The organism is Methylobacterium sp. P3_A11 (genome assembly GCF_056403155.1).
In genome coordinates, this window is sequence record NZ_JBFUGA010000033.1 from 28,407 (window position 1) to 48,901 (window position 20,495).

17 protein-coding genes, 1 pseudogene and 2 riboswitches are annotated in these 20,495 nt (G+C 71.6%); of the genes and pseudogenes, 11 read left to right on the forward strand and 7 right to left on the reverse strand.

Features of this window, described 5'->3' with window-relative positions; genetic code table 11:
* The first annotated feature begins 132 nt into the window (after positions 1 to 132).
* The 8 genes from AC1DXK_RS12740 (at position 133) to AC1DXK_RS12775 (ending at position 9,071) form a co-directional block, all read left to right on the forward strand.
* Positions 133 to 1,548: a multicopper oxidase family protein gene (locus AC1DXK_RS12740; protein ID WP_457107331.1), complete on the forward strand. Its 1,416-nt coding sequence runs from the start codon at positions 133 to 135 to the stop codon at positions 1,546 to 1,548.
* 135 nt (positions 1,549 to 1,683) lie between these two features.
* On the forward strand, positions 1,684 to 1,896 hold the full coding sequence (locus tag AC1DXK_RS12745) for a heavy-metal-associated domain-containing protein (RefSeq protein WP_457107330.1): 213 nt from the start codon (positions 1,684 to 1,686) through the stop codon (positions 1,894 to 1,896).
* Positions 1,897 to 1,988: 92 nt separating this feature from the next.
* Entirely contained in the window at positions 1,989 to 2,441 is a 453-nt protein-coding gene (locus AC1DXK_RS12750; RefSeq protein ID WP_457107329.1) for a hypothetical protein, read from the forward strand.
* Positions 2,442 to 2,527: 86 nt separating this feature from the next.
* Positions 2,528 to 4,267, forward strand: a complete 1,740-nt coding sequence (locus AC1DXK_RS12755) for an efflux RND transporter periplasmic adaptor subunit (RefSeq protein ID WP_457107328.1) — start codon at positions 2,528 to 2,530, stop codon at positions 4,265 to 4,267.
* Positions 4,268 to 4,278: 11 nt separating this feature from the next.
* Positions 4,279 to 7,428, forward strand: coding sequence for an efflux RND transporter permease subunit (locus tag AC1DXK_RS12760; protein ID WP_457107327.1), 3,150 nt, complete (start codon positions 4,279 to 4,281; stop codon positions 7,426 to 7,428).
* Between the two features lie 19 nt (positions 7,429 to 7,447).
* Positions 7,448 to 7,813: a hypothetical protein gene (locus AC1DXK_RS12765; RefSeq protein WP_457107326.1), complete on the forward strand. Its 366-nt coding sequence runs from the start codon at positions 7,448 to 7,450 to the stop codon at positions 7,811 to 7,813.
* Positions 7,814 to 7,846: 33 nt separating this feature from the next.
* Positions 7,847 to 8,248 (forward strand): CopM family metallochaperone, encoded by a 402-nt coding sequence (gene copM, locus AC1DXK_RS12770; RefSeq protein ID WP_457107325.1) that lies wholly within the window; start codon positions 7,847 to 7,849, stop codon positions 8,246 to 8,248.
* 79 nt (positions 8,249 to 8,327) lie between these two features.
* Positions 8,328 to 9,071, forward strand: a complete 744-nt coding sequence (locus AC1DXK_RS12775) for a MauE/DoxX family redox-associated membrane protein (RefSeq protein WP_477297942.1) — start codon at positions 8,328 to 8,330, stop codon at positions 9,069 to 9,071.
* A gap of 1,292 nt (positions 9,072 to 10,363) precedes the next feature.
* Here the strand turns inward: AC1DXK_RS12775 and AC1DXK_RS12780 are convergent.
* The 6 genes from AC1DXK_RS12780 to AC1DXK_RS12805 form a co-directional block, all read right to left on the reverse strand.
* Complete coding sequence (locus tag AC1DXK_RS12780; protein ID WP_477297944.1) at positions 10,364 to 12,070, reverse strand: DEAD/DEAH box helicase; 1,707 nt, start codon at positions 12,068 to 12,070, stop codon at positions 10,364 to 10,366.
* A 9-nt stretch (positions 12,071 to 12,079) separates the two neighbouring features.
* Complete coding sequence (gene cobF, locus AC1DXK_RS12785; protein ID WP_457107322.1) at positions 12,080 to 12,868, reverse strand: precorrin-6A synthase (deacetylating); 789 nt, start codon at positions 12,866 to 12,868, stop codon at positions 12,080 to 12,082.
* 48 nt (positions 12,869 to 12,916) lie between these two features.
* Entirely contained in the window at positions 12,917 to 13,855 is a 939-nt protein-coding gene (locus AC1DXK_RS12790) for an ornithine cyclodeaminase family protein (RefSeq protein ID WP_457107321.1), read from the reverse strand.
* A 123-nt stretch (positions 13,856 to 13,978) separates the two neighbouring features.
* Complete coding sequence (locus AC1DXK_RS12795; protein ID WP_457107320.1) at positions 13,979 to 15,100, reverse strand: DSD1 family PLP-dependent enzyme; 1,122 nt, start codon at positions 15,098 to 15,100, stop codon at positions 13,979 to 13,981.
* Between the two features lie 36 nt (positions 15,101 to 15,136).
* On the reverse strand, positions 15,137 to 16,276 hold the full coding sequence (locus AC1DXK_RS12800; RefSeq protein WP_457107319.1) for a threonine synthase: 1,140 nt from the start codon (positions 16,274 to 16,276) through the stop codon (positions 15,137 to 15,139).
* A 181-nt stretch (positions 16,277 to 16,457) separates the two neighbouring features.
* Positions 16,458 to 17,720, reverse strand: coding sequence for a D-amino acid dehydrogenase (locus AC1DXK_RS12805; protein ID WP_477297947.1), 1,263 nt, complete (start codon positions 17,718 to 17,720; stop codon positions 16,458 to 16,460).
* 66 nt (positions 17,721 to 17,786) lie between these two features.
* Positions 17,787 to 17,896, reverse strand: a riboswitch (glycine riboswitch).
* Between the two features lie 3 nt (positions 17,897 to 17,899).
* A riboswitch (glycine riboswitch) is annotated at positions 17,900 to 18,002 on the reverse strand.
* A gap of 362 nt (positions 18,003 to 18,364) precedes the next feature.
* Here AC1DXK_RS12805 and AC1DXK_RS12810 point away from each other — a divergent pair.
* Both AC1DXK_RS12810 and AC1DXK_RS12815 read left to right on the forward strand, forming a co-directional pair.
* Complete coding sequence (locus AC1DXK_RS12810) at positions 18,365 to 18,610, forward strand: hypothetical protein (protein ID WP_457107317.1); 246 nt, start codon at positions 18,365 to 18,367, stop codon at positions 18,608 to 18,610.
* Positions 18,611 to 18,678: 68 nt separating this feature from the next.
* The gene (locus tag AC1DXK_RS12815; RefSeq protein ID WP_457107353.1) at positions 18,679 to 19,284 is read left to right on the forward strand and encodes a glutathione S-transferase; all 606 of its coding nucleotides are present in this window, start codon (positions 18,679 to 18,681) and stop codon (positions 19,282 to 19,284) included.
* Between the two features lie 23 nt (positions 19,285 to 19,307).
* On the opposite strand, the gene AC1DXK_RS12820 is transcribed toward AC1DXK_RS12815, so the two are convergent.
* Entirely contained in the window at positions 19,308 to 19,781 is a 474-nt protein-coding gene (locus tag AC1DXK_RS12820) for a DoxX family membrane protein (RefSeq protein ID WP_457107316.1), read from the reverse strand.
* 460 nt (positions 19,782 to 20,241) lie between these two features.
* On the opposite strand from AC1DXK_RS12820, the pseudogene AC1DXK_RS12825 reads away from it, so the two are divergent.
* Positions 20,242 to 20,495 (forward strand): annotated as a pseudogene (locus tag AC1DXK_RS12825) (glycosyltransferase family 2 protein); the annotation flags it as partial.

The window sequence follows — 20,495 nt, forward strand, 5'->3', positions numbered from 1 at the left end:
TCCGTCATGCTGTCGCAGCCGCCTGGATCGGTGAGCCTTCCTGCGGTATCGGGTTTCGATATCGAGGACGAGGGGCCGGGACAAGGCGCCCTCGCAGGCCCGTCCCGCCCCCGTCGCGACAAGGACGCCACCATGCCCGTCCGCATGCCTCACCCGGACCGTCGCCAGGTCCTTGGCCAAGTCCTTGGCCAGGTCCTTGGCGCTAGCGGAGCCGCGACGCTCGGCCTCGCGCTCCCGTCGTCCTCCGGCCACGCCGCGGAGGCGGGCGCGGACCACACCATCCGGATCGCGCCGGTCTCGCACGAGATCGCCCCCGGCAAGGTCATCCGGACGACGGCCTATAACGGCGCCGTCCCGGGGCCGGTCCTGCGCCTGAAGGAGAATGAGCCGGTCCGCATCAACGTCGTCAACGACAGCGGCTATCCCAACCTCGTCCACTGGCACGGGTTGCACCTCCCGCCCGAGCAGGACGGCGCGATCGAGGAAGGCTCGCCCATCATCGCGCCGGGCGGGTCGCTGGTCTACGCCTTCACGCCGAAGCCCTCCGGTACGCGCTGGTACCACAGCCACGCCATGGCCATGGAGGACCTGACGAAGAGCACCTACTCGGGCGAGTTCGGCTTCCTGATCGTGGAGCCGGCGGCGGGCGACCCCGGCCGCTACGACCGCGAGGTGCTCCTGGCATCCCACACCTGGGAAGGCCACTGGGTCAGCATGCAGGACATGAGGAAGGGGCCGCCGCCGGACAACGGCCTGGAGGCGATGTACCGCTCGGCGACGCTGGGCGACCGGATGCTCGGCCACGGCGAGCCCGTCCGGGTCCGCGAGGGCGAGCGGGTGCTGTTCCGCATCCTCAACGCCAACGCGAGCATGGGCATCTCCCTCGCCCTGCCGGGCCACCGCTTCCAGGTCATCGCGCTCGACGGCAACCCGGTGCCGGTCCAGGCCGCCGTCGAGGTGCTCAAGCTCGACGTGGCGGAGCGCGCCGACGTCATCGTCGCGATGAACAACCCCGGCGTCTGGGTGCTCGGCTCGACCAAGGACGACGCGCGCGGCATGGGCATGGGCGTGGTCGTCGAATACGCGAACCGGCAGGGCGAGCCGCACTGGATCAGGCCACAGCGGGACGACTGGCGCTATGCCGCCTTCGCCCGGGCCGGGGCGGCGGCCGCGCCGGACGAGACCATCGCCCTGCGGTTCGAGAAGATCCCCGGGGGCCGCGGCGGCTACAACCGATGGACGATCAACGGCAAGTCCTGGCCCGACACCGATCCGCTGTTCACGGTGCAACGGGGCAAGCGCTACCGCCTGGTCATGGACAACCATAGCGGCGACGAGCACCCGGTGCACATCCACCGCCACACGTTCGAGGTGACCAAGGTCGGCGACCAGCCCATGTCGGGGCTGATGAAGGACACGATCAGCCTGCCGCGCTTCTCGAAGGCGGAGGTCGACTTCGTCGCCGACGACCCCGGCGCGACCTTCTTCCACTGCCACCACCAGGACCACATGGACGAGGGCTTCGCAGGGCTGATCCGCTACGCGTGAGGCCGGCGAACCTGGGCGCGGCGCCGCCGGGGAACGCGGCAGCCCGGATCCTCGGGACTCCACGCGTTCGGAGGGCTTGACCTTCCCACGGTGGGAAGCCCCATCTTGTCGGGACGTCATCCGAAGGAGAGCGTCATGATCCGCTTCAAGGTCGACACGATGGAGTGCGGCGGCTGCGCCAAGGCCGTGACCCGCGCCGTCGAGGCCATCGAGCCCGGCGCCCGGGTGACGGTCGACCTGGAGACCAAGCGCGTGACCGTGTCGGGCGCTGTCGGAACGGCCGAGAGGATCGCCCACGCGATCGCGTCGGCCGGCTACCCGGCGGAGCCCCTGCGCGCGGCGGCCTGAGGCTGCGGGCCGGAAACCTAACCTCCCCGTCCGCATTCACGTCCCACGCGCGGACATGGTCCCGACACCCGAACCGGTATAATCCTGACCCCATGAGCCCCGACCGGCAGATCCTGCGCCTGATGGCGGCGATGATCCTCGCGATCATCGCCTACGTCGCGCCGTCCGCCGTCCAGGCCCACGAGGGCCACGCGCACCACGGCCATCCCGTGGCGGCGCAGCCGAAGGCCGTCACGGCGGCCGCCGACACCGTGGTTGTGCCGGCGAAGCCCGCATTCCGGGCCGAGGCGCCCGCGTGGTCCAGGGTCGCGCGCGCCACCGCCGAGGCGGCGCGCATCGAGCCGACCGAGGACGGTTGCTGCCGCCCGGGCTGCAAGACCCGCTGCTGCGGGACGATGGCCTGCTGCGCCACCGCAATCCTCACCGGACCCCATGGCCTCTCGCCGTCCCTGTTCCGGACCGTCACGCTGATCCCGCGCGACGTCGCCGGCCGCGCCGGCCGCGGCCCCGAGACCCTGCCAGAGCCCCCACGAACCCGCGCGTGAGATGAGGCGCGCCTGAGGCGCGCGAGGCCCGAGGTGCGCCCGCCCGTGGCCGCGCCCGGCATCCCCACCGCGAGGATACCGTTCCCATGCCGATCCGTCCTGCCGCCGCCCTCGGCGCGGTGGCGCTGCTGGCCGCCGTGCTGGCCGAGCCCGCGCGCGCCCACGAGGGCCACGACCACGGCGCCGGCCAGCCGCCCGTCTCGAAGACCATCGCCCCGCGCGGCGAGGCCCTCACCGACGCCTTCGAACTCGTCGCCGTCCCGCGCGACGGTACCCTGACCCTGTTCCTCGACCGCTTCCGGACGAACGAGCCGGTGACCGGTGCGACGCTCGAGGTCGAGACGCCGGAGGGTCCGAGGACCGCCACTGCCACGCCCGAGGGCGGCTACGCGCTGCCGGCCCCGTGGCTGTCCAAGCCCGGGCGGCACGCGTTCACCGCCACCGTCACGGTGGGCGGGGACGTCGACGTCCTCGCGGTCTCGGTCACCGTTCCGGACGGGAAGGCGACGATGGGAGGCGCCCCGGCGACGCCCGCGTCGATACAGTCCGTGACGTCGCGCGTCTCGACAATCGCCCGCCGCGTCCGCGAGCGCCTCGGCGCGAAGGACCCGACCCTGGTCGGCGCGGTCGCCGTCGCCTTCCTGCTCGGCATGCTCGTGACCGGGCTCGCCCGGGGGCGCCGTAGCGTCCCGGCGGTGGCGCTCGCCGCCCTCGGCATCACCCTCGTGCTGGGCACCGCCGCCTTCGCGCACGACGACGCGGATCACGGCGCCCCCGTGCAGGGGGCCGCTCTGACCGGGCCGCGTCAGGGCGCGCCCGCCTCGTCGGACCTGGCGCAGCGCCTGCCCGACGGCTCGGTCTTCGTGCCCAAGCCCACCCAGCGCCTGCTCGTCCTGCGAACGGTCATGACCGAGCAGGGCCGTTTCCACCGCTCGGTCGCGCTGCCCGGCCGCATCATCCCCGACCCCAACGCCAGCGGCGTCGTGCAGTCCTCGGTCGGCGGCCGCCTGTCGCCGCCGCCCTCCGGGCTGTTCCCTCGCCTCGGCACGCGGGTGCGCAAGGGCGAGGTTCTGGCCACGGTCACCCCGCCGATCCAGGCCGTCGACGTCTCCGACATGCGCCAGACCCAAGGGGACCTCGATCAGCAGATCGCCATCGTCGAACGCCGGGTCGACCGGTACAAGCGCCTCGCCCTGACGGGGGCCGTGGCCCAGACCCAGCTCGACGACGCCCAGGCCGAACTCAAGGGCCTTCAGGACCGGCGCGCGGCCCTCGACAAGATCCGGCAGCAGCCGGAGCCGCTTGTCGCGCCGGTCGACGGGGTTGTGGCCCAGGCCGCGGCGGTGGCGGGCCAGATGGCCAGCCCCGGGCAGATGGTCTTCCAGATCGTCGATCCGGCCCGCCTCTGGGTCGAGGCACTGAGCTTCGACGCCCTCACGCCCGCGCAGGACGCCACGGCGCGGCTCGCCGACGGCCGCACCCTCAAGCTCGCCTACCAGGGTTCGGGCCTCGCCGACCGCAACCAGGCCATCCCGGTGCAGTTCGCGATCCAGGGCGACGCCTCGGGCCTGCGGGTCGGGCAGCTCGTCACCGTGCTCGCCGGCACCGACCGCGAGCAGGCCGGGCTGGCGCTGCCGCGCGCGGCGGTCGTGCGCGCCGGCAACGGGCAGGACGTCGTCTACGAGCACACCACCGCCGAGCGCTTCGAGGCGCGACCCGTCCGCGTCGAGCCGCTGGACGGCGGCCGGGTGCTGGTCGCCGAGGGGGTCGGACCGGGCAGGCGGATCGTGACCCAGGGCGCCGAGCTCCTCGACCAGGTGCGCTGAGGAGGCCCCCGATGTTCACGTTCCTCGTCGGCCAGTCGGTCCGCAACCGCCTGCTCGTGCTCGCGCTCGCCGCGGTGCTGGTGTTCTACGGCGCCTTCGCCGCCACCAAGCTGCCGGTCGACGTCTTCCCTGACCTCAACAAGCCGACCGTCACCATCATGACGGAGGCCGAAGGGTATGCCCCCCAGGAGGTCGAGCAGCTCGTGACCTACCCCATCGAGACCCGGATGAACGGCCTCCCCGGGGTGAACCGGGTGCGCTCGGTCTCGGGCGTGGGGCTGTCCATCACCTACGTCGAGTTCGACTGGGGCACGGACATCTACCGCAACCGCCAGCAGGTCGCCGAGCGACTGGCGCTGGTGCAGGATCAGCTGCCTCGGGGCGTGACCCCGGTCATGGGGCCGATCTCCTCGATCATGGGCCAGATCCTGCTGGTGGCGGTCACGGGCGACACCGCGACCCCCATGCAGGTGCGCGAGATCGCGGACTTCACCATCCGCCCGCGGCTGCTGACCATTCCGGGCGTCGCGCAGGTCATCCCCATCGGCGGCGAGGTGCGCCAGTTCCGGGTCAGCCCGAACCCGGCGGCGATGCGCGCGCTCGGCGTGACCAACGCGCAGCTCGAGACCGCGCTCGCGCAGTTCGGCACCAACGCCGGCGGCGGCTTCACCGACCAGAACGCCCGCGAGTACCTGATCCGGAACATCGGCCGGACCATGAGCCTCGACGACCTGCGCAACCTCGTGGTCGCGACGGTCAAGGACGCGCCGGTCTACCTGCGCCAGATCGCCGACGTGTCGTTCGCCGCCAAGGCGAAGCGCGGCGACGCCGGCTACAGGGCCAAGCCCGCGGTCATCGTCTCGGTCGAGAAGCAGCCCGGCGTCGACACGGTGCGGCTGACCCGCAGCATCGAGACAGCGCTGAAGGAGCTGAACCCGAGCCTGCCCGGCGGCATCAAGGCCGACCAGGTCCTGTTCCGCCAGGCCGACTTCATCGAGACCTCGATCCGCAACGTCGAGCGCGTCCTCGTCGAGGCCGTGCTGGTGGTGGCCGTGGTGCTGTTCGCCTTCCTGCTGAACGTGCGCACCACGGCGATCTCGCTGCTGGCCATCCCGGTCTCGGTGCTGACGACGGCCGTGGCGTTCTACCTGTTCGGGCTGTCCATCAACACCATGACGCTCGGGGGGCTGGCCATCGCCATCGGCGAACTCGTCGACGACGCGGTGGTCGACGTCGAGAACATCTATCGGAGGCTCGGCGAGAACCGGCGAGCGGGCAACCCGCGCTCGGTCTTCGAGGTGGTGGTCTCGGCCTCGAACGAGGTGCGCTCCGGCATCGTCTACGCGACGCTGATCATCATCCTGGTGTTCGTGCCGCTCTTCGCGCTCTCGGGCATCGAGGGTCGGCTCTTCGCCCCACTCGGGCAGGCGTACATCATTTCCATCCTGGCGAGCCTGCTCACCTCCATCACCCTGACCCCGGTGCTGGCGTCCCTGCTGCTGCCGGGCCTGAAGAACCTGGAGGAGCACGACAGCCGCCTTCTCAAGCTGCTCAAGCGGGGCAACGCCGCCCTGCTGCAGATCGCGTTCCGGCACCAGGCCCTGCTGGTCGGGACCGTCGCGGCGGCAGTGGTTGCGGCCGGTATCGCCGCCTGGAACCTGCCCCGGGCCTTCCTGCCGCCGTTCAACGAGGGCTCCTTCACGGTCAACATGACCTTCAACCCGGGCATCTCGCTCGCCGAGAGCAACCGGGTCGGCCTGATCGCGGAGAAGCTGCTGCTGGAGATCCCCGGCGTGAAGGCGGTCGGCCGCCGCACCGGCCGGGCCGAGTTCGACGAGCATGCCGAGGGCGTCCATTCCTCGGAGATCGAGGTGGCCCTCGACGAGGGCGCGAGGCGCCCGAAGGCGGCGCTGGTCGCCGACATCCGCGGGCGCCTCGCGGCCCTGCCGGTGGCGGTCAACGTCGGCCAGCCGATCGCGCACCGGCTCGACCACATGCTGTCAGGCGTACGCGCCGAGATCGCCCTCAAGGTGTACGGGGAGGACCTCGACGCCCTGCGGCGGGTGGCCAACGCCCTGCGCGACCGGATGGCCGCGATCCCGGGACTCACCGACCTGCAGGTCGAGCGGCAGGTGCGCATCCCGCAGCTTGAGGTCCGCGTCGACTACACCCGGGCGGCCCTCTACGGGGTCCAGCCGGCCGCAGTCGTCGACCAGATCAGCCGCCTCTCGAACGGGCGCGTGCTCTCGACGGTGGTCGATGGCGTGCGCCGCTTCGACGTGGTGCTGCGCCTGTCCGAGGACCGCCGGACCACCGCGGGCCTGGGCGACCTGCTACTGGAGACGCCCTCGGGCTGGGTGCCGGCGCGCCAGGTGGCCGACATCCGCGAGACGGACGGCCCGAACCAGATCCTGCGCGAGAACACCCGGCGGCGCATCGTGGTGCAGGCCAACACGGACGGCGGGAGCGACATGGCCACCGTCGTGGCAGCCATCCGCGAGGCGGTGGCGAAGGAGCCGCTGCCGCCGGGCTTCTTCACCAGCCTGGAGGGGACCTTCCAGGCCCAGGAGGAGGCGAGCCGGACCATCGCGCTGCTGTCCGGCCTGTCCCTGGCCCTCGTCTTCGCCATCCTGTTCAGCCGCTACAGGTCGGCGGCGCTCGCCCTCATCATCATGGGCAACGTGCCCCTCGCGCTGATCGGCTCGGTGGCGGCGCTGTGGCTGGTCGGGCAGCCACTGTCGGTGGCGTCGATGATCGGCTTCATCACGCTGACCGGCATCGCGGCGCGCAACGGCATCCTGAAGATCAGCCACTATCTGAACCTGTCGCTGCACGAGGGGGTGCCGTTCGGCGCCGACCTCGTGGTGCGCGGCAGCCTGGAGCGGCTGACCCCGGTGCTGATGACGGCGCTGTCGGCCGGCGTCGCCCTGGTGCCGCTGCTCTACGACGCGGCGAGCCCGGGCAAGGAGATCCTGCACCCGGTGGCGGTGACGATCTTCGGCGGGCTCGTCAGCGCGACGCTGCTCGACACCGTCCTGACCCCGGTCCTGTTCCTGCGCTTCGGCCGCAAGCCGCTGGAGCGGCTGCGCGCCCTCCACGCCGAGACGCCGGCCCACCCCTCCGCGGACGGCGCGCACCCGCGCCCGGCCGAGGCCTACTGACCCCAGAGGAGACGAGAGCGTGATCCTATCGAGAGTGACCCTGGCCGCCGGCCTGCTCGCCGCGACCGCCGCCTACGCCCACGAGACCGCCGGCCGGCACGGCGGCCGGGTGACCGACGCCGGCCTGTTCCACGTCGAGCTCGTCGCCAAGGGCGAGACCGTCGACGTGTTCCTGTCCGACGAGAGGCAGAGGCCGGTCCCCGCGGCCGGCTTCAAGGGGACCGCCATCCTCGTCGTCGGCGGCAAGCCGACCCGGGTCCCGCTGGAGCCCGCCGACGGCAACCGCCTCACCGGCAAGGCCGCGGCGGCGCTCGGCGACGGCCCCAAGGGCGCCGTGCAGCTCACCGGTCCGGACGGCGCGACCGCCAGCGGCAAGTTCAACTGAGTTCAACTGATCCCCACCGAGAGAGCAAGATCCATGACGCGCCTCCGCACCCTGTTCGCCGCCGCCCTGCTGTCGACCGGGCTGGCCGGCGCCGCCCTCGCGCAGGGCCTGCACGACCACGGCTCCCTGTCCGGCAAGGACACGGACTCGATGGGCTCGATGAAGCCGGACCCCAAGGACGACGCCTCGACCAAGGCGTTCAAGGCCGCCGACATGGCGATGATGAAGGACATGGACGTCCCCTACACCGGCGACGCCGACGTCGACTTCCGCACGCACATGATCCCGCACCACAAGGGTGCGGTCGCCATGGCCAAGGTTGCGCTGAAGCACGCCAAGGATCCGGCCACCAAGGCGATGGCGCAGACGATCATCGACGACCAGGAGAAGGAGATCGCGGACATGCAGGCGTGGCTCAAGCGGCACGGGAAGTAGCCGCCGTCGCCGGGACCACCGGCCAGCGAGGTCCCGGTCCGCTTCCCCGATGCAGCCCCCGTTCCCGCAGGAGACCGAGATGCAAGCCGCCCGGAAGGCCATCCTCTATCGGATGGTCACCCCCGAACACACCTGTCCCTACGGCCTGAAGGCCAAGGACCTCCTCGAACGCAAGGGCTTCGCGGTCGATGACCATTGGCTGACCACGCGCGAGGAGACAGACCGCTTCAAGGCCGAGCACCACGTCAAGTCGACGCCGCAGACCTTCATCGACGGCGCGCGCGTCGGTGGCTTCGACGATCTGCAGCGTCATTTCGGCAAGCCCGCCGGCGACCCGGACACGCCGACCTACACGCCCGTCATCGCGGTGTTCTCGATGACGGCGCTGATGGCCCTGGCGGCGAGTTACGCCGCCTACGGCACGCCGCTGACGGTGCGCGCGGCCGCGTGGTTCATCGCCTTCAGCATGTGCGTGCTCGCCCTCCTGAAGTTGCAGGACGTGGAGAGCTTCTCCTCGATGTTCCTGGGCTACGACCTGCTCGGCCAGCGCTGGGTGCGCTACGCCTACGCCTACCCGTTCCTCGAAGGCATCGCCGGCGTGCTGATGTTGGCTGGCGCCCTGAACTGGATCTCGATCCCGGTGGCCCTGTTCATCGGCTCGGTCGGGGCGGTCTCGGTGTTCAAGGCGGTCTACGTCGACAAGCGGGACATCACGTGTGCCTGCGTTGGCGGGTCGAGCAAGGTGCCGCTCGGCTTCGTCTCGCTCACCGAGAACGTGATGATGGTCGCCATGGCCGTCTGGATGCTGGCAATGCACCCTTGAGTGCCGCCTTCGCCACCCGGGCTGGCTCCACGCCCTCTCCGTCGCGTTCCTCCTGCCAGGGGCTGCCGGCTCGCTCCTGCTGTCGGTGCAGGCGATCCGCCACCCGCAGCACATGGCGGTGGTGAACGTCATCTGGCCGGTCTGCGCCTTATTGGAACGTTGGCTGACAGCCGGGGCAGGGGCCTTCGGTCGGTTCATCCGCCCCCCGCAGCATGACCGAGCCTTACGACCGCCGCCGGTGTCAGATTATGCCGGGGCGCGTGTCGGAAGACCTCGGCTGGGTGCCAGGATAGGGCGGGGCAGGGATGGGCCAACCCGCCCCAAGCGTCTGGAAAGGCGTCCGTTTCCGGTTCTGCGAAAAGGCGGCGGGCCGCCGCGGACCTCGGCGGCCGGAAGCGGAACCTGACGCCGGCCCAGGCGGCGCGCGCCGCGACCTGCGGGACGTCCATCATGGCACGCCTCCGCGTTCGCCCCGCCGACGCCTGTAAAGTGCCGGCGTGGCGTCCCCGCCGAACACCTTCCACGCCTTCACCTGACGGAGAAGGAGATGGGGCAGGGCGGGGCGGCCACGTTTCCGGAAGGCCGGCTCGGCCTGTCGCTGCAGCACGGCCACCGGGTCGCGCTGGAGACGGCGCACCACGCCGACAGGTCCGGAGCCGAGGCCGATCCTGCAGCCCTCCCCGGCGAACGTGCGGATGCGGTGGCCGATTCCCTGGGGCGCTTCTCGTACCGGCCGTCCTCCGAGACGCGCGGCCGGGTCTCGGAGCGGCCCGACCGGGACGACGCAGGTTCGCTCGACCGCTTGCGCCTGAAGCAAGCCGAGGCCATGGCATCGGCCCTGGCCAGGCACGCAGAGGCTGCAGCCGACGGTGCGAAGGATGCTCTGCCTTCCTTCGGCGGATGCGGCCGTGAGGCCCGCGGTCACCCGCCTGCGGAGCGCCAGCGAGCGCTTTGCAGCGGGGAGGGCGGACAGGGTGCCGTTTTGCGGGGGTGGCCAGGGCCGTTTTCAATCCGGGCACGACAGCCCTCGTCCGGTCCCGAGCCCGCACCGGGAATTCGCATAAGATATATTATGGAACTCAAGCCTCGAAACGGGCCGGGCGAGGGGGCCGGCATGCCAAGCGGCCCGATGGATAGCAGGGATCCTGGCCGGATCTGTGGCCAACCCCGCCGGCGCGGCCGATCTCGGTGCCGGAAGGCGTCTCCAGGGAGACCGGGCGAGGGCGGTGCGAGCCCCCTCCCCGTTCCCGCGCCTCCGACGGCCTGCGGACGCGCTGTGGGAAGAGACGCTGTCAGGCGTCGGGACCGGGCGTCCGGCGCTCGCCCAGGATCCGGCCGTCGCGGGTGCGACACTCGATCTGCTCCGACATGCGGCCCGGTCGGACGCGGACGGCCGCGGGTCGGGTCAGGGTCTCGGCGTGCTCCAGGAAACCTGCGGCGGTCATCGGCGCGTCACGCCCGCCGCCGAGCCCCCGCCACCAGGACACCGCCTTCTCCCGCTCGTAGCCCCTGCGCTCCGGCCGCAGGCGCACGCGCCAGCGGGCCTGCGCGACCCCGTCCCGCCAGCCGAGCACGAGGTCGACCCCGTCCGGCGCGGCTTCCAGGTTCAGGGCCGTGACCGGATGCCAGGCCGCCCCGTGCCCGCCGGTCTCCGGCGCGGGGGCAGGGCCGGCCGGTTCGAGATCCGGCAATCCGGGGTCGGCCGAGAGGATCGCCAGCTCGTCGTCGGCCGCGGCCTCGTGCGGAGCCTCCGCGTCCGCGTCCGTCTCCGGCTCGGTCCAGCAGGCCTCGCAGGTGGAGGCGTTCAGCGCGATCAGGGCTCCGCAGCCGGGGCAGGGCTTGGCGCGCGAGGCCCCTGCCCCGCCCAAGCCCTGGGTGGCGCTCCGGACGGTCACGGCGTCCACGGGACCGTGCATCCGCACCAGCCCGGCATAGTCGAGGATCAGGGCGTCGGCCTTGCCGGGGGCGCAGCGGAGCGCCCGGCCGACCTGCTGCACGTAGAGCCCGGTGCTGCGGGTCGGGCGCAGCAGCGCCACCAAGTCGACCTCGGGCACGTTGAAGCCGGTCCCGAGCACGCCCACCGAGGTCAGGCAGCGGATCTGTCCCGCCCGGAACGCCGCAACGATCCGGTCGCGCACCCGGCGCGGCGTCTCGCCCGAGACGGTCTCGCAGGCATAGCCTTCCGCCCGCACGGCGTCGCGCACGGCCTCCGCGTGGGCGAGGCCCGCGCAGAAGGCGAGCCAGGCCCGGCGCCCGCATCCGTACTCCGCGAGCTCCGCCACCGCCGCGCGGGTGATCCAGTCGCGGTTGACCGCCGCCTCCAGTTCCCCCGGGATGTAGTCGCCCCCGCGCCGGCCGACCCCCGAGACGTCGAGCTGGGTCAGGGTCGCCTTGGAGACGAGGGGCGCCAGGAAGCCCCGCCGGATCAGCGTGAACGTGTCGGCCTCGTAGGCGATGCCGGAGAACAGCCGGTGCTCGCCTTCGTCGAGGCGGCCCGAATCGAGCCGGTACGGGGTCGCGGTGAAGCCCGCCACGCGCAGCCCGGGGGTCCGCGCCCGCAGGCCCGACAGGAACCGGCCGTAGCGGGTGTCGGCGGCGCGGGGGATCAGGTGGGCCTCGTCGACGATCACGAGATCGCGCGGGCCCACCGCGTCGAGCCGGTCGGCCACCGACTGGATGCCGCAGACCAGCACCTGCGCGTCGGCCTCCCGCCGCCCGAGCCCGGCGGAGAAGATCCCGGCCGGCGCCTCCGGCCAGGCGCGGGTCAGTTCCGAGAAGTTCTGGGCGACCAGCTCGCGGCTGTGGGTGACGATCGCCACCCGGGCGAGGGGGTTTTCCGCCAGGGTCTCCCGGGCGAGGGCCGCGATCACGAGCGCCTTACCGGCGCCGGTAGGCAGCACGATCAGGTGGCCGGGCGCCGACGCGTCCGCCCCTCCCCGCCCCCAAGCGGCCGAGAGCGCGTCGAGGCTGGCGCGCTGGTAGTCCCGCAGGCGCAGCATGGCCGCGGTCTAAGCGGGTTCGCCGGCCCTGTCCGTGGCGGCGCGGTCACGGCGCAGCAGGTAGATGTCCATGATCCAGCCGTGGCGGGCGCGGGCCTCCGCACGGACCCGGCGGATCCCGTCGCCCACGTCGCCCAGCCGGCCGGCGAGCAGGATCTCGTCCGGGCCGCCGAGATAGGCGCCCCAGTAGATCGTCAGGTCCGGGTCGAGATGGCCGAAGGCCGGTTCGCCGTCGAGCATCACCACGACGCTCTCCACGTCCACCGGCCAGCCCGCCGCGAGGCGCCGGCCGGTGGTGATCAGCACCGACCCGCCGATGCCGTTCAGCGGCACGCCGTGGCGGGCGGCGAGCACCTGCACGCTCGTCAGGCCGGGGATCACCCTGCGGGTGAACGCGACGCGCCCGCGGGCGGCGATGCGGTCGAGGATGCGGAGCACGCTGTCGTAGAGGGCGGGGTCGCCCCAGGCCAGGATCGCCCCCACCTCCCCCGGCCGGAGATCCGCCGCGAAGGCCGCCTCCAGGCGCTCGGCCCGGGCCGCGTGCCAGGCCGCGACGGTGCCGCCGTAATCGGCCGGGCGGCGCTCCCGGGGCGGGTCCTCGACCGTGACGACCCGATGGGGCTTCGCGATATGGGCCGCGCAGATCCGGCGGCGGATCTCGACGAGATCGGCGGTCTCGGCGCGCTTGTCGAGCACGAACACCGCGTCGACGTCGGCGAGCGCCCGCACCGCCTGAAGGGTCAGGTGCTCGGGATCGCCGGTGCCGATGCCGATGACCCGGATCTGCCTGTCCTGCATGCGTGGCCGTCCTCCGCCGGTGCGGGGGAGGGCCGGCGCCGGCCTCCCCTACCTGCGCGCGTCGGCTTTGGCGAGGATCGCCCGGGCGATGGTCAGGTCCTGCAGGGCGATGCCGGAGGAATCGAACACGGTGATCGCCTCCGGATCGGTCCGGCCCCCCTCCCCGCTCCGGAGCACGTCGCCGAGCGCCCGCAGGCCGGCCAGGGCGCCCGCGGAGGCGTGCTGGAACTCGCCGATGGCGCGCGACTGCTCCGGCAGGTCGCAGAACAGGGCCGCCCGCTCCAGCAGGGCGGGGGGCAGCTCCTGCTTGCCCTTCGCATCCGCCCCCATGGCGGCAACATGCGTGCCGGGGCGGACCCAGGCGGCCTCGAACAGCGGCGCGCGGGCGGGCGTCGCCGTGACGATCACGTCGGCGGCCGCGCAGGCCTCCCGGGGCGCGGCCGCCCGCACGTCGAGCCCGGACGCCCCCTGCCCCGCCAGGCGCTCACCGAGCCCCGCGACCTTGGCGGCGTCCCGGGCGACGACCAGGACCGTCCGGATCGGCAGGATCCGGGCCAGCGCCGCGCACTCGAACTCGGCCTGGTTGCCGGCCCCGAACACCGCCAGCACCGCCGAATCCGGCCGCGCCAGGACACTGGCCGCCACAGCGTCGGCGGCGGCGGTCCGGTAGGCGTTGACGCGGCCCGCCTCGATCACCGTGTCGACCCGGCCGACAGCCTGGTCGAACAGCAGGATCACCGAATTGTGCCGGGGCAGGCCCCGGTCGGGGTTGCCGGGCCAGAACGAGCCGACCTTCAGGCCGGCATAGTCGGCCGTCGCGCCCGACTTGATCGAGAACCGGTTGGTCGGCTCCGAGCCGTGGCCGAGCACCGCCGGGAACAGGGTGGTCCCCGGCGCCACCGCGGCGATCAGCGCCTCCCGGGCCGCCGCGAACGCCATGGCGTGATCGACCAGGGCGGCGGATTCCTCTTCCGCGATGAAGCGCATGACGTGACGATCTCCAAAGTCATGGTTTCAAAAGGTCGAGACCCTTTGCGGGTGTCGGGCAGAGCCCGATGTAGGGGCGCCGCCCCGACACCCCGGCGAAGGGCCAGAGCCCTTCGGAAACCCCTACAGGGTCATGCCGCGGGCGGTGACCGGCCAGATCGCTTCGACGCGGCCGTTCCGCACGCCCACGTACCAATCGTAGACGTTGACCGTCGGGTCGCAATGGCCGGGGATCAGCTTCAGGCGCTCGTTGAGCCTCAGCACGTTGCCGGGATCGCTGATCACCCCGTGCTCGTCCGAGCACTTGATGTACGCGACGTCCTCCCGGCCGAAGACCACCGGCAGGCCGCTGTCGATGCTCTGCGCCTTCAGGCCGGCGTCGCAGATCGCGACGTCCGCCTTCGCCTTGCTCATGATCGCCGTGTAGATGAACAGGCTGTTCTCGAACTCCGCGATCGGCCGCCCGTCCGCGTCCTTCACCCGCTGGTAGTCGGCGTCCATGAAGACGTAGGAGCCGCATTGCAGCTCGTTGTAGACGCCGCTGCCGCCCTCCAGGGCGAAGCTGCCGGTCCCGGCGCCCGCGACGATGTCGCAGGTGAGCCCCTCGGCCTTCAGGAGGTCGACGGTGCGCCGCGTCTCGTCGATCGCCGTCTGGATCAGGGCCTTGCGCTCGCCGTAGTCGCGCACGTGCTGCGCCTTGCCCTGATAGGCCTGCAGGCCCGCGAAGCTGAGGCCCGGCGCCGCCGCGATCTTCTTCGCGATCGCGACTGCTGGCTCGCCCGGCGCGACGCCGCAGCGGCCGGCGCCGACGTCGATCTCCACGAGGCACTCGAGGGTGACGCCGAACTTGACCGCCGCCGCCGAGAGGTCGTCGACATTGCCGAGGTCGTCGACGCAGACCAGTACCCGCGCCCGGGTGGCGAGCGCCGCGAGGCGCTCGATCTTCTTCGGCGCCACAACCTGGTTGGAGACCAGCACGTCGCGGATGCCGGCGCTCACCAGCGCCTCGGCCTCGCTCACCTTCTGGCAGCAGACGCCGCAGGCCCCGCCCCGCTCGATCTGCATCACGGCGATGTCGGACGACTTGTGGGTCTTGGCATGCGCCCGGTGGCGCAGGCCGTGCTCCGTCATGAAGCGGCCGAGCCTGTCGATGTTGCGCTCGAGGGCGTCGAGGTCGACCATCAGGCAGGGGGTATCCACCTCCTCGACCGGCATCCCGACGCTGGCGGGGATGTTGTTGCGCATGGTGTGTCCTCCTGATCGCGTGTCAGCGGGCGTGGGTCACGGGGCGAGGCCCAGCAGTTCGGCGATGCGCGGCGTCGCCTTGATGCCGGTGCCGGTGAGCACCACCACGGTGGTCTCGTCGGGCCGGATCGCTCCGCGCGCGGTGAGATCGGTGAGCGCCGCCGTCGCCATGGCGCAGGTGGGCTCGACGTAGAGGCCCGAGCGGGCGAGCTCCATCAGGGCCGCCTCGATGGCTTCCTCGGAGACCGCCACGGTGCCGCCGCCGGAGCGGCGGAGCGCCGCCAGCACCTCCCGGCCGCGCACCGGCTGGGCGATCGAGGCGCCCTCCGCCAGCGTCGGGCGCGGGGTGACCGGCACGAAATCGGAGGCGCCGGCCTCGAACCCGGCATGCAGGGGCGCGCAATGGGCCGGCTGGACCGCGTAGAGCCGCGGCAGGCGGGCGATCGCGCCCCGGCGCAGCAGCTCCGAGAAGCCGATGTCGCAGCCGAGGATGTTGCTGCCGGCGCCACACGGGATGATGACGGCGTCGGGCGCGGCAAAACCCAGATCCTCCCACAGCTCGTAGGCGAGGGTCTTGGTGCCCTGGAGGAAATGGGCCTGCCAGTTGTGGCTGGCGTAGAAGATCGACTCCGCTTGGCCGACCGCGGCGTCCGCGGTGTCCTGGCGGGTGCCGGGCACCAGCTCGACCGCGGCGCCGGCGGCGCGCATCTGCACGGTCTTGGCCGGCGAGGTCGAGGCCGGGACCAGGATCTTGGCCCGCATCCCGGCGGCGGCCGCGTAGGTCGCCACCGCGGCGCCGCCGTTCCCGGAGGAATCCTCCAGCACCGCGTCGATCCCCTGCTGACGCAGGATCGACAGCATCACGGAGGCACCCCGGTCCTTGAAGCTGCCCGAGGGCGCGAACCATTCGAGCTTGAAATGGGCGTGGCCGCCCCGCCAGGGCCGGCGCACCAGCGGGGTGCAGCCCTCCCCGAGCGAGACCGGATCGGCCACCACCACCGGCAGCGCGGCGGCGTAGCGCCAGAGGGAGCGGGTGCCGGTGTCGATCTCGGCCCGGCCGATCCCCGGCAGGTCGGTGATCATCAGCGGACCGCCCGTCTCGGAACGCCAGCGCGGCGTCTCGATCGGGTAGGTCGCGCCGGTGGCGGGGTCGAGATAGGCCGGGGACAGGGACATCGCGGCTCGGTTTCCGGGGCGGCTCGGGAAGATAATACAAAATAATCTTGAGCGGCGCGCCTCCCTTCTCGGGGCAGGGACGGCGCGCCGCGATCCGGACTGGGGCGGCCGAGGCCCCCCTCGTCAGGGCTAAGCCCTGACGACCCGCCGAAGGCCCGGCGCCCTTCGGAACCCGGGATCCTCAGGCCGCGAGCGGCAGGACCGCCGGCTCCGGGGCGTGCTCGGCGGCGATCGCCCCAGCGACGATCTCGGCGGTGGCGCCCGCCAGGGTCCAGCCGAGATGGCCGTGGCCGGTGTTGTAGAAGACGCCGGGCCGGCGGCCGCGGCCGACCTTGGGCAGCATGTTCGGCAGCATCGGGCGCAGGCCGCTCCAGGCCACCACCCGGTCGGTGTCGACGCGCGGGAACTGCTCCCGGGTCCAGTCGACCAGCGGCTGGATCCGGTCGTGGCGGATGTCGCGGTTGAAGCCGTTGAACTCGGCGGTGCCGGCGACCCGCAGGCGCGCGTCGCCGAGCCGGCTGGTGACGATCTTGGCCGCCTCGTCGAGGATGCTCACCTCGGGGGCCGCCCGCTGCGCCTCCGGGGTCAGCAGGTTCACGGTGATCGAGTAGCCCTTCACCGGGTAGACGTTCACCCGGTCCCCGAGCATCGCGGCGAAATGCCGGCTGGCGCAGCCCGCGCAGATCACCACCGCGTCGGCCCGCAGGATCCGCAGCGCCCCGGCAGGATGGCCCGCTTCACGCCAGCGGACGGCGTAGCCCCCCTCCCCCGGCGCGATCGTCGCGACGTCGGCGTCCTGGACGAAGCGGACGCCCTTGCGGGCGCAGGCGGAAGCCAGCCCCCGGGTGAACTTGTGGATGTCGCCGGTGGCATCGGAGGGCGTGAAGAAGCCGCCGTGGTAGGTCCCGGAGAGCGTCGGCTCGATCGCCCGGATCTCCTCCGGGGTCACGGCGTAGCGCTCGAGGCCGCCCTCCCGCAGCAGGGCGTTGACGCCGACCGCCTTCTCGAAGCCCGCCCGGTCCCGGTAGAAATGCAGGATGCCGCGGGTCTTCAGGTCGAAGTCGATCCCCTCGGCCCCGGCCATGGCGAACAGGGCCTCCCGGGCCTTCAGCGCCAGCCGCACGGTCTCCACGGTGTTCTCCCGGTAATGGGCGATCTCGCGGACGAACTCGGCCATCCAGGTCAGCTTGTGCCAGGAGGGCTTGGGATTCATCAGAAGCGGCGCGTCGCGGCGCATCATCCAGCGCAGGCCCTGCATCACCGTGGAGGGCTTGTTCCAGACCTCTGCGTTGCAGGCCGAGAGCTGGCCGCCATTGGCGAAGGAGGTCTCCATGGCGGCGTAGCGCTGCCGGTCGAGGACGGTGACGCGGTAGCCGCGCTGGGCGAGGGCGTAGGCGGTCGTCACGCCGGTGATGCCGGCGCCGATCACGGCGATGTGGGTCATGGGATTGGACTCCGGGACGTGGACGCGTGGAGGCCGTCCGCGAGCGGTCGGCCGGTTGCGCGCCCCATCTGTCCCGGTGCCTGAGAGTTTGATCCGGCCCAGCCCTGGCGAGGCGAAGCACGGACGTCCCCTTCGGCGGGTGCCCACGGGCACGCCCGCTGCACCACTCTCCAGATCGCCCTGACGACACGGTTCCGGTGCCTGAGAGTTTCCGGGGCGGTTGCTCCGTCGGCGCCGGGTCCCCTCTGTTGGGAAGATCCCGGTCTCTCCCGCATCGTCGCGATGGGCTGATCCTCCGATACGCCGATTCGGCCCCGGAGGAGAAGCCCGCAGGCCGGGCCGGCGTCCGATTCCACGGACAGCGGATGCGGGATGTCACCGGCCGGGCGCGATCCGGGCCGCCGTCGGTCGACGAAGGCGTGCCGCGGGCACCCGATGCGGACCGGGCTGGCGACCTGAGCCAGTACGGTGCGCGATCGCCGCCGATCCGAGAGGTTGATTTACACTCTATAAACCCAGCAATCCAGATTTTCGCTCCCTGAATACAGAAAAATTCGGGTCGACACTGTGCGACCGGGATCTTTTAAGAGTCTCAGCCTAGGCAAGGTCCGAGCGACACAGTTCTGGTTCAGGCAGGCGGCGCGATGGCGAAGTGGATACCCGGCGCGGCCGTTTTCGGCCTCCTGTGCCTGATGATCATCCCGGCCCCCGGGATCTGGGGGGTCCTGATCGGGGCCGTCTGCGTGCTGGCCATCATCGGCAGCCTGTGCATGTTCCTCTTGGATCGGGCCGCGACCGGCATCCTCACCTGGCGCGAGCGGATGCGGGCACAACGCCTGAGCCGGTCTCGGGCGGTTCATGCCGGGTCCGGAATGACCCGGAAGGTCTGAGCGCCGGGGCTGGATTCCCGGTGGCATCGGTGCAAGGTCCCGGCGCCACGATCAACCGGGACGGTCCGATGAAGCTGCTCTACTCCCCCGCCTCCCCCTACGCCCGCAAGGTTCTGGTCCTCGCCCACGAGACCGGGCTGATCGACCGGATCGCCGTCACGGCCGCCGGGGCGTCGCCGACCGGACCTTCCCCCGAGGTCGCCGCCCACAACCCGCTGGGCAAGATCCCCGCGCTGGTCCTGGAGGACGGCACCGCCCTCTACGACAGCCGGGTGATCTGCGAGTATCTCGACGGCCTCTCGGCCGGCCCGCACCTGTTCCCCCAGGGCGCCGCCCGCTGGGACGCGCTGACCCGGCAGGCGCTCGCCGACGGCCTGCTCGATGCGGCGTTGCTCACCCGCTACGAGCGCGTGCTGCGCCCCGAGCCCCAGCGCTGGGACGCCTGGGAGGCCGGCCAGATCGGCAAGATCCGGTCGGCGCTGGACCGGTTCGAGGCCCTGGTCGCCGGCATGCCGGCGCTGGATATCGGCGCGGTCGCGATGGCCTGCGCCCTCGGCTACCTGGATCTGCGCTTCCCCGACCTCGCGTGGCGGGAGGGCCGTCCGGCGGTCGCGGCATGGTACGCGGATTTCGAGCGCCGCCCCTCGATGGAAGCCACCGTGCCGAAGGCCTGAGAACCTGCCCCCCCGGGGCTCGGCTACGGCCGAGCCCGATCGGCGATCGCGTAGGGATGCGTGGAGCCGAGGGGTTCGGCCAGGAAGTCCTGGACCGTGCCGGCCCCCGTGCCGAACGTGATGAGCAGGAAGCCGCCCGCCAGCGCGATGTTCTTCAGGAAGTCCCAGAACAGTTCGCGACCCTTGCCGCCGACCCAGAAATCCCCCGGCCGCCAGAACCGCTTCCACAGCAGGGCCGTGAGGCCGCAATAGCCGGCGAGCACGAACGCGGCGGCCCGGTCGGCGGTCCCCGTCAGGATGCAGAGCGACATCCCGATCTCGACGCAGAGCCCGACCAGGATCAGCGCCGTCGCGGGCGCGGTGGCGTGCACGGCCTCCCGCGCCTGCCCGACCGCGCCCCTGAAGTTCAGGATCTTGTCGAGGGCGCTGAACGGCAGGAACAGCAGCACGAGGAGCAGGCGGACGCCGAACGCGATCGCGACGCTGAGGCTGGCCATGCGCAGAATCGACCCCGATCCGGCCCGGTTCGAGCCGCTGATCCAAGCCGCGAGCGGCGCAAAGGTTTCGTCCGCGACAGCCCCTCGGCCACCGATTCCCGGCACACGGCGCACGATACCCGGACCGGACCCAGACAGCGCGCCCTATTTCTTCGGACGTAGGTTGCATGCAGGCAACAGAGGATGGATTGACGGAATATAGTACGTCGTATTTTATTTCCTCATTCTCACAAGTGCATCTCGATCGTTTGTATTCTAATATCAGAGATTTAAACATTATTAAGACTTCTTGTGCCTTCACTCAGAAATTCGAACTTCGAATCACGACTTGACAGAAGGCACCCTCGCGAACTCTGTAATCTCAAACGTTCCAGCGAGAGTCATCGCGTTCCATCTCCGACTCTCCCGATCCGACGGCACGTTACGGCCTCGAAATCGGATTTAACTGAGCGAACTGAGCATGAACATCGCGATCATCACACCATCACGGCTGAAGCCTTCGACCTTGGCCGGAAAGGCCGGCCAGTATTTCCTGGAGCACGCGATGGAGAGCGCCGCCGGCCAGGACCTCGACAGGCCGGTGACGCTCCGTTTCTTCGTCGGGATCGATCCCGACACCGAGATCCCGGCGAGGCTGGCCGACCACCCCCAGATCACGTTCGTGCGCAGCGACCGCAAGGCGCAGGTCCCGGCCTTGAACGCGGCCATCCGCGC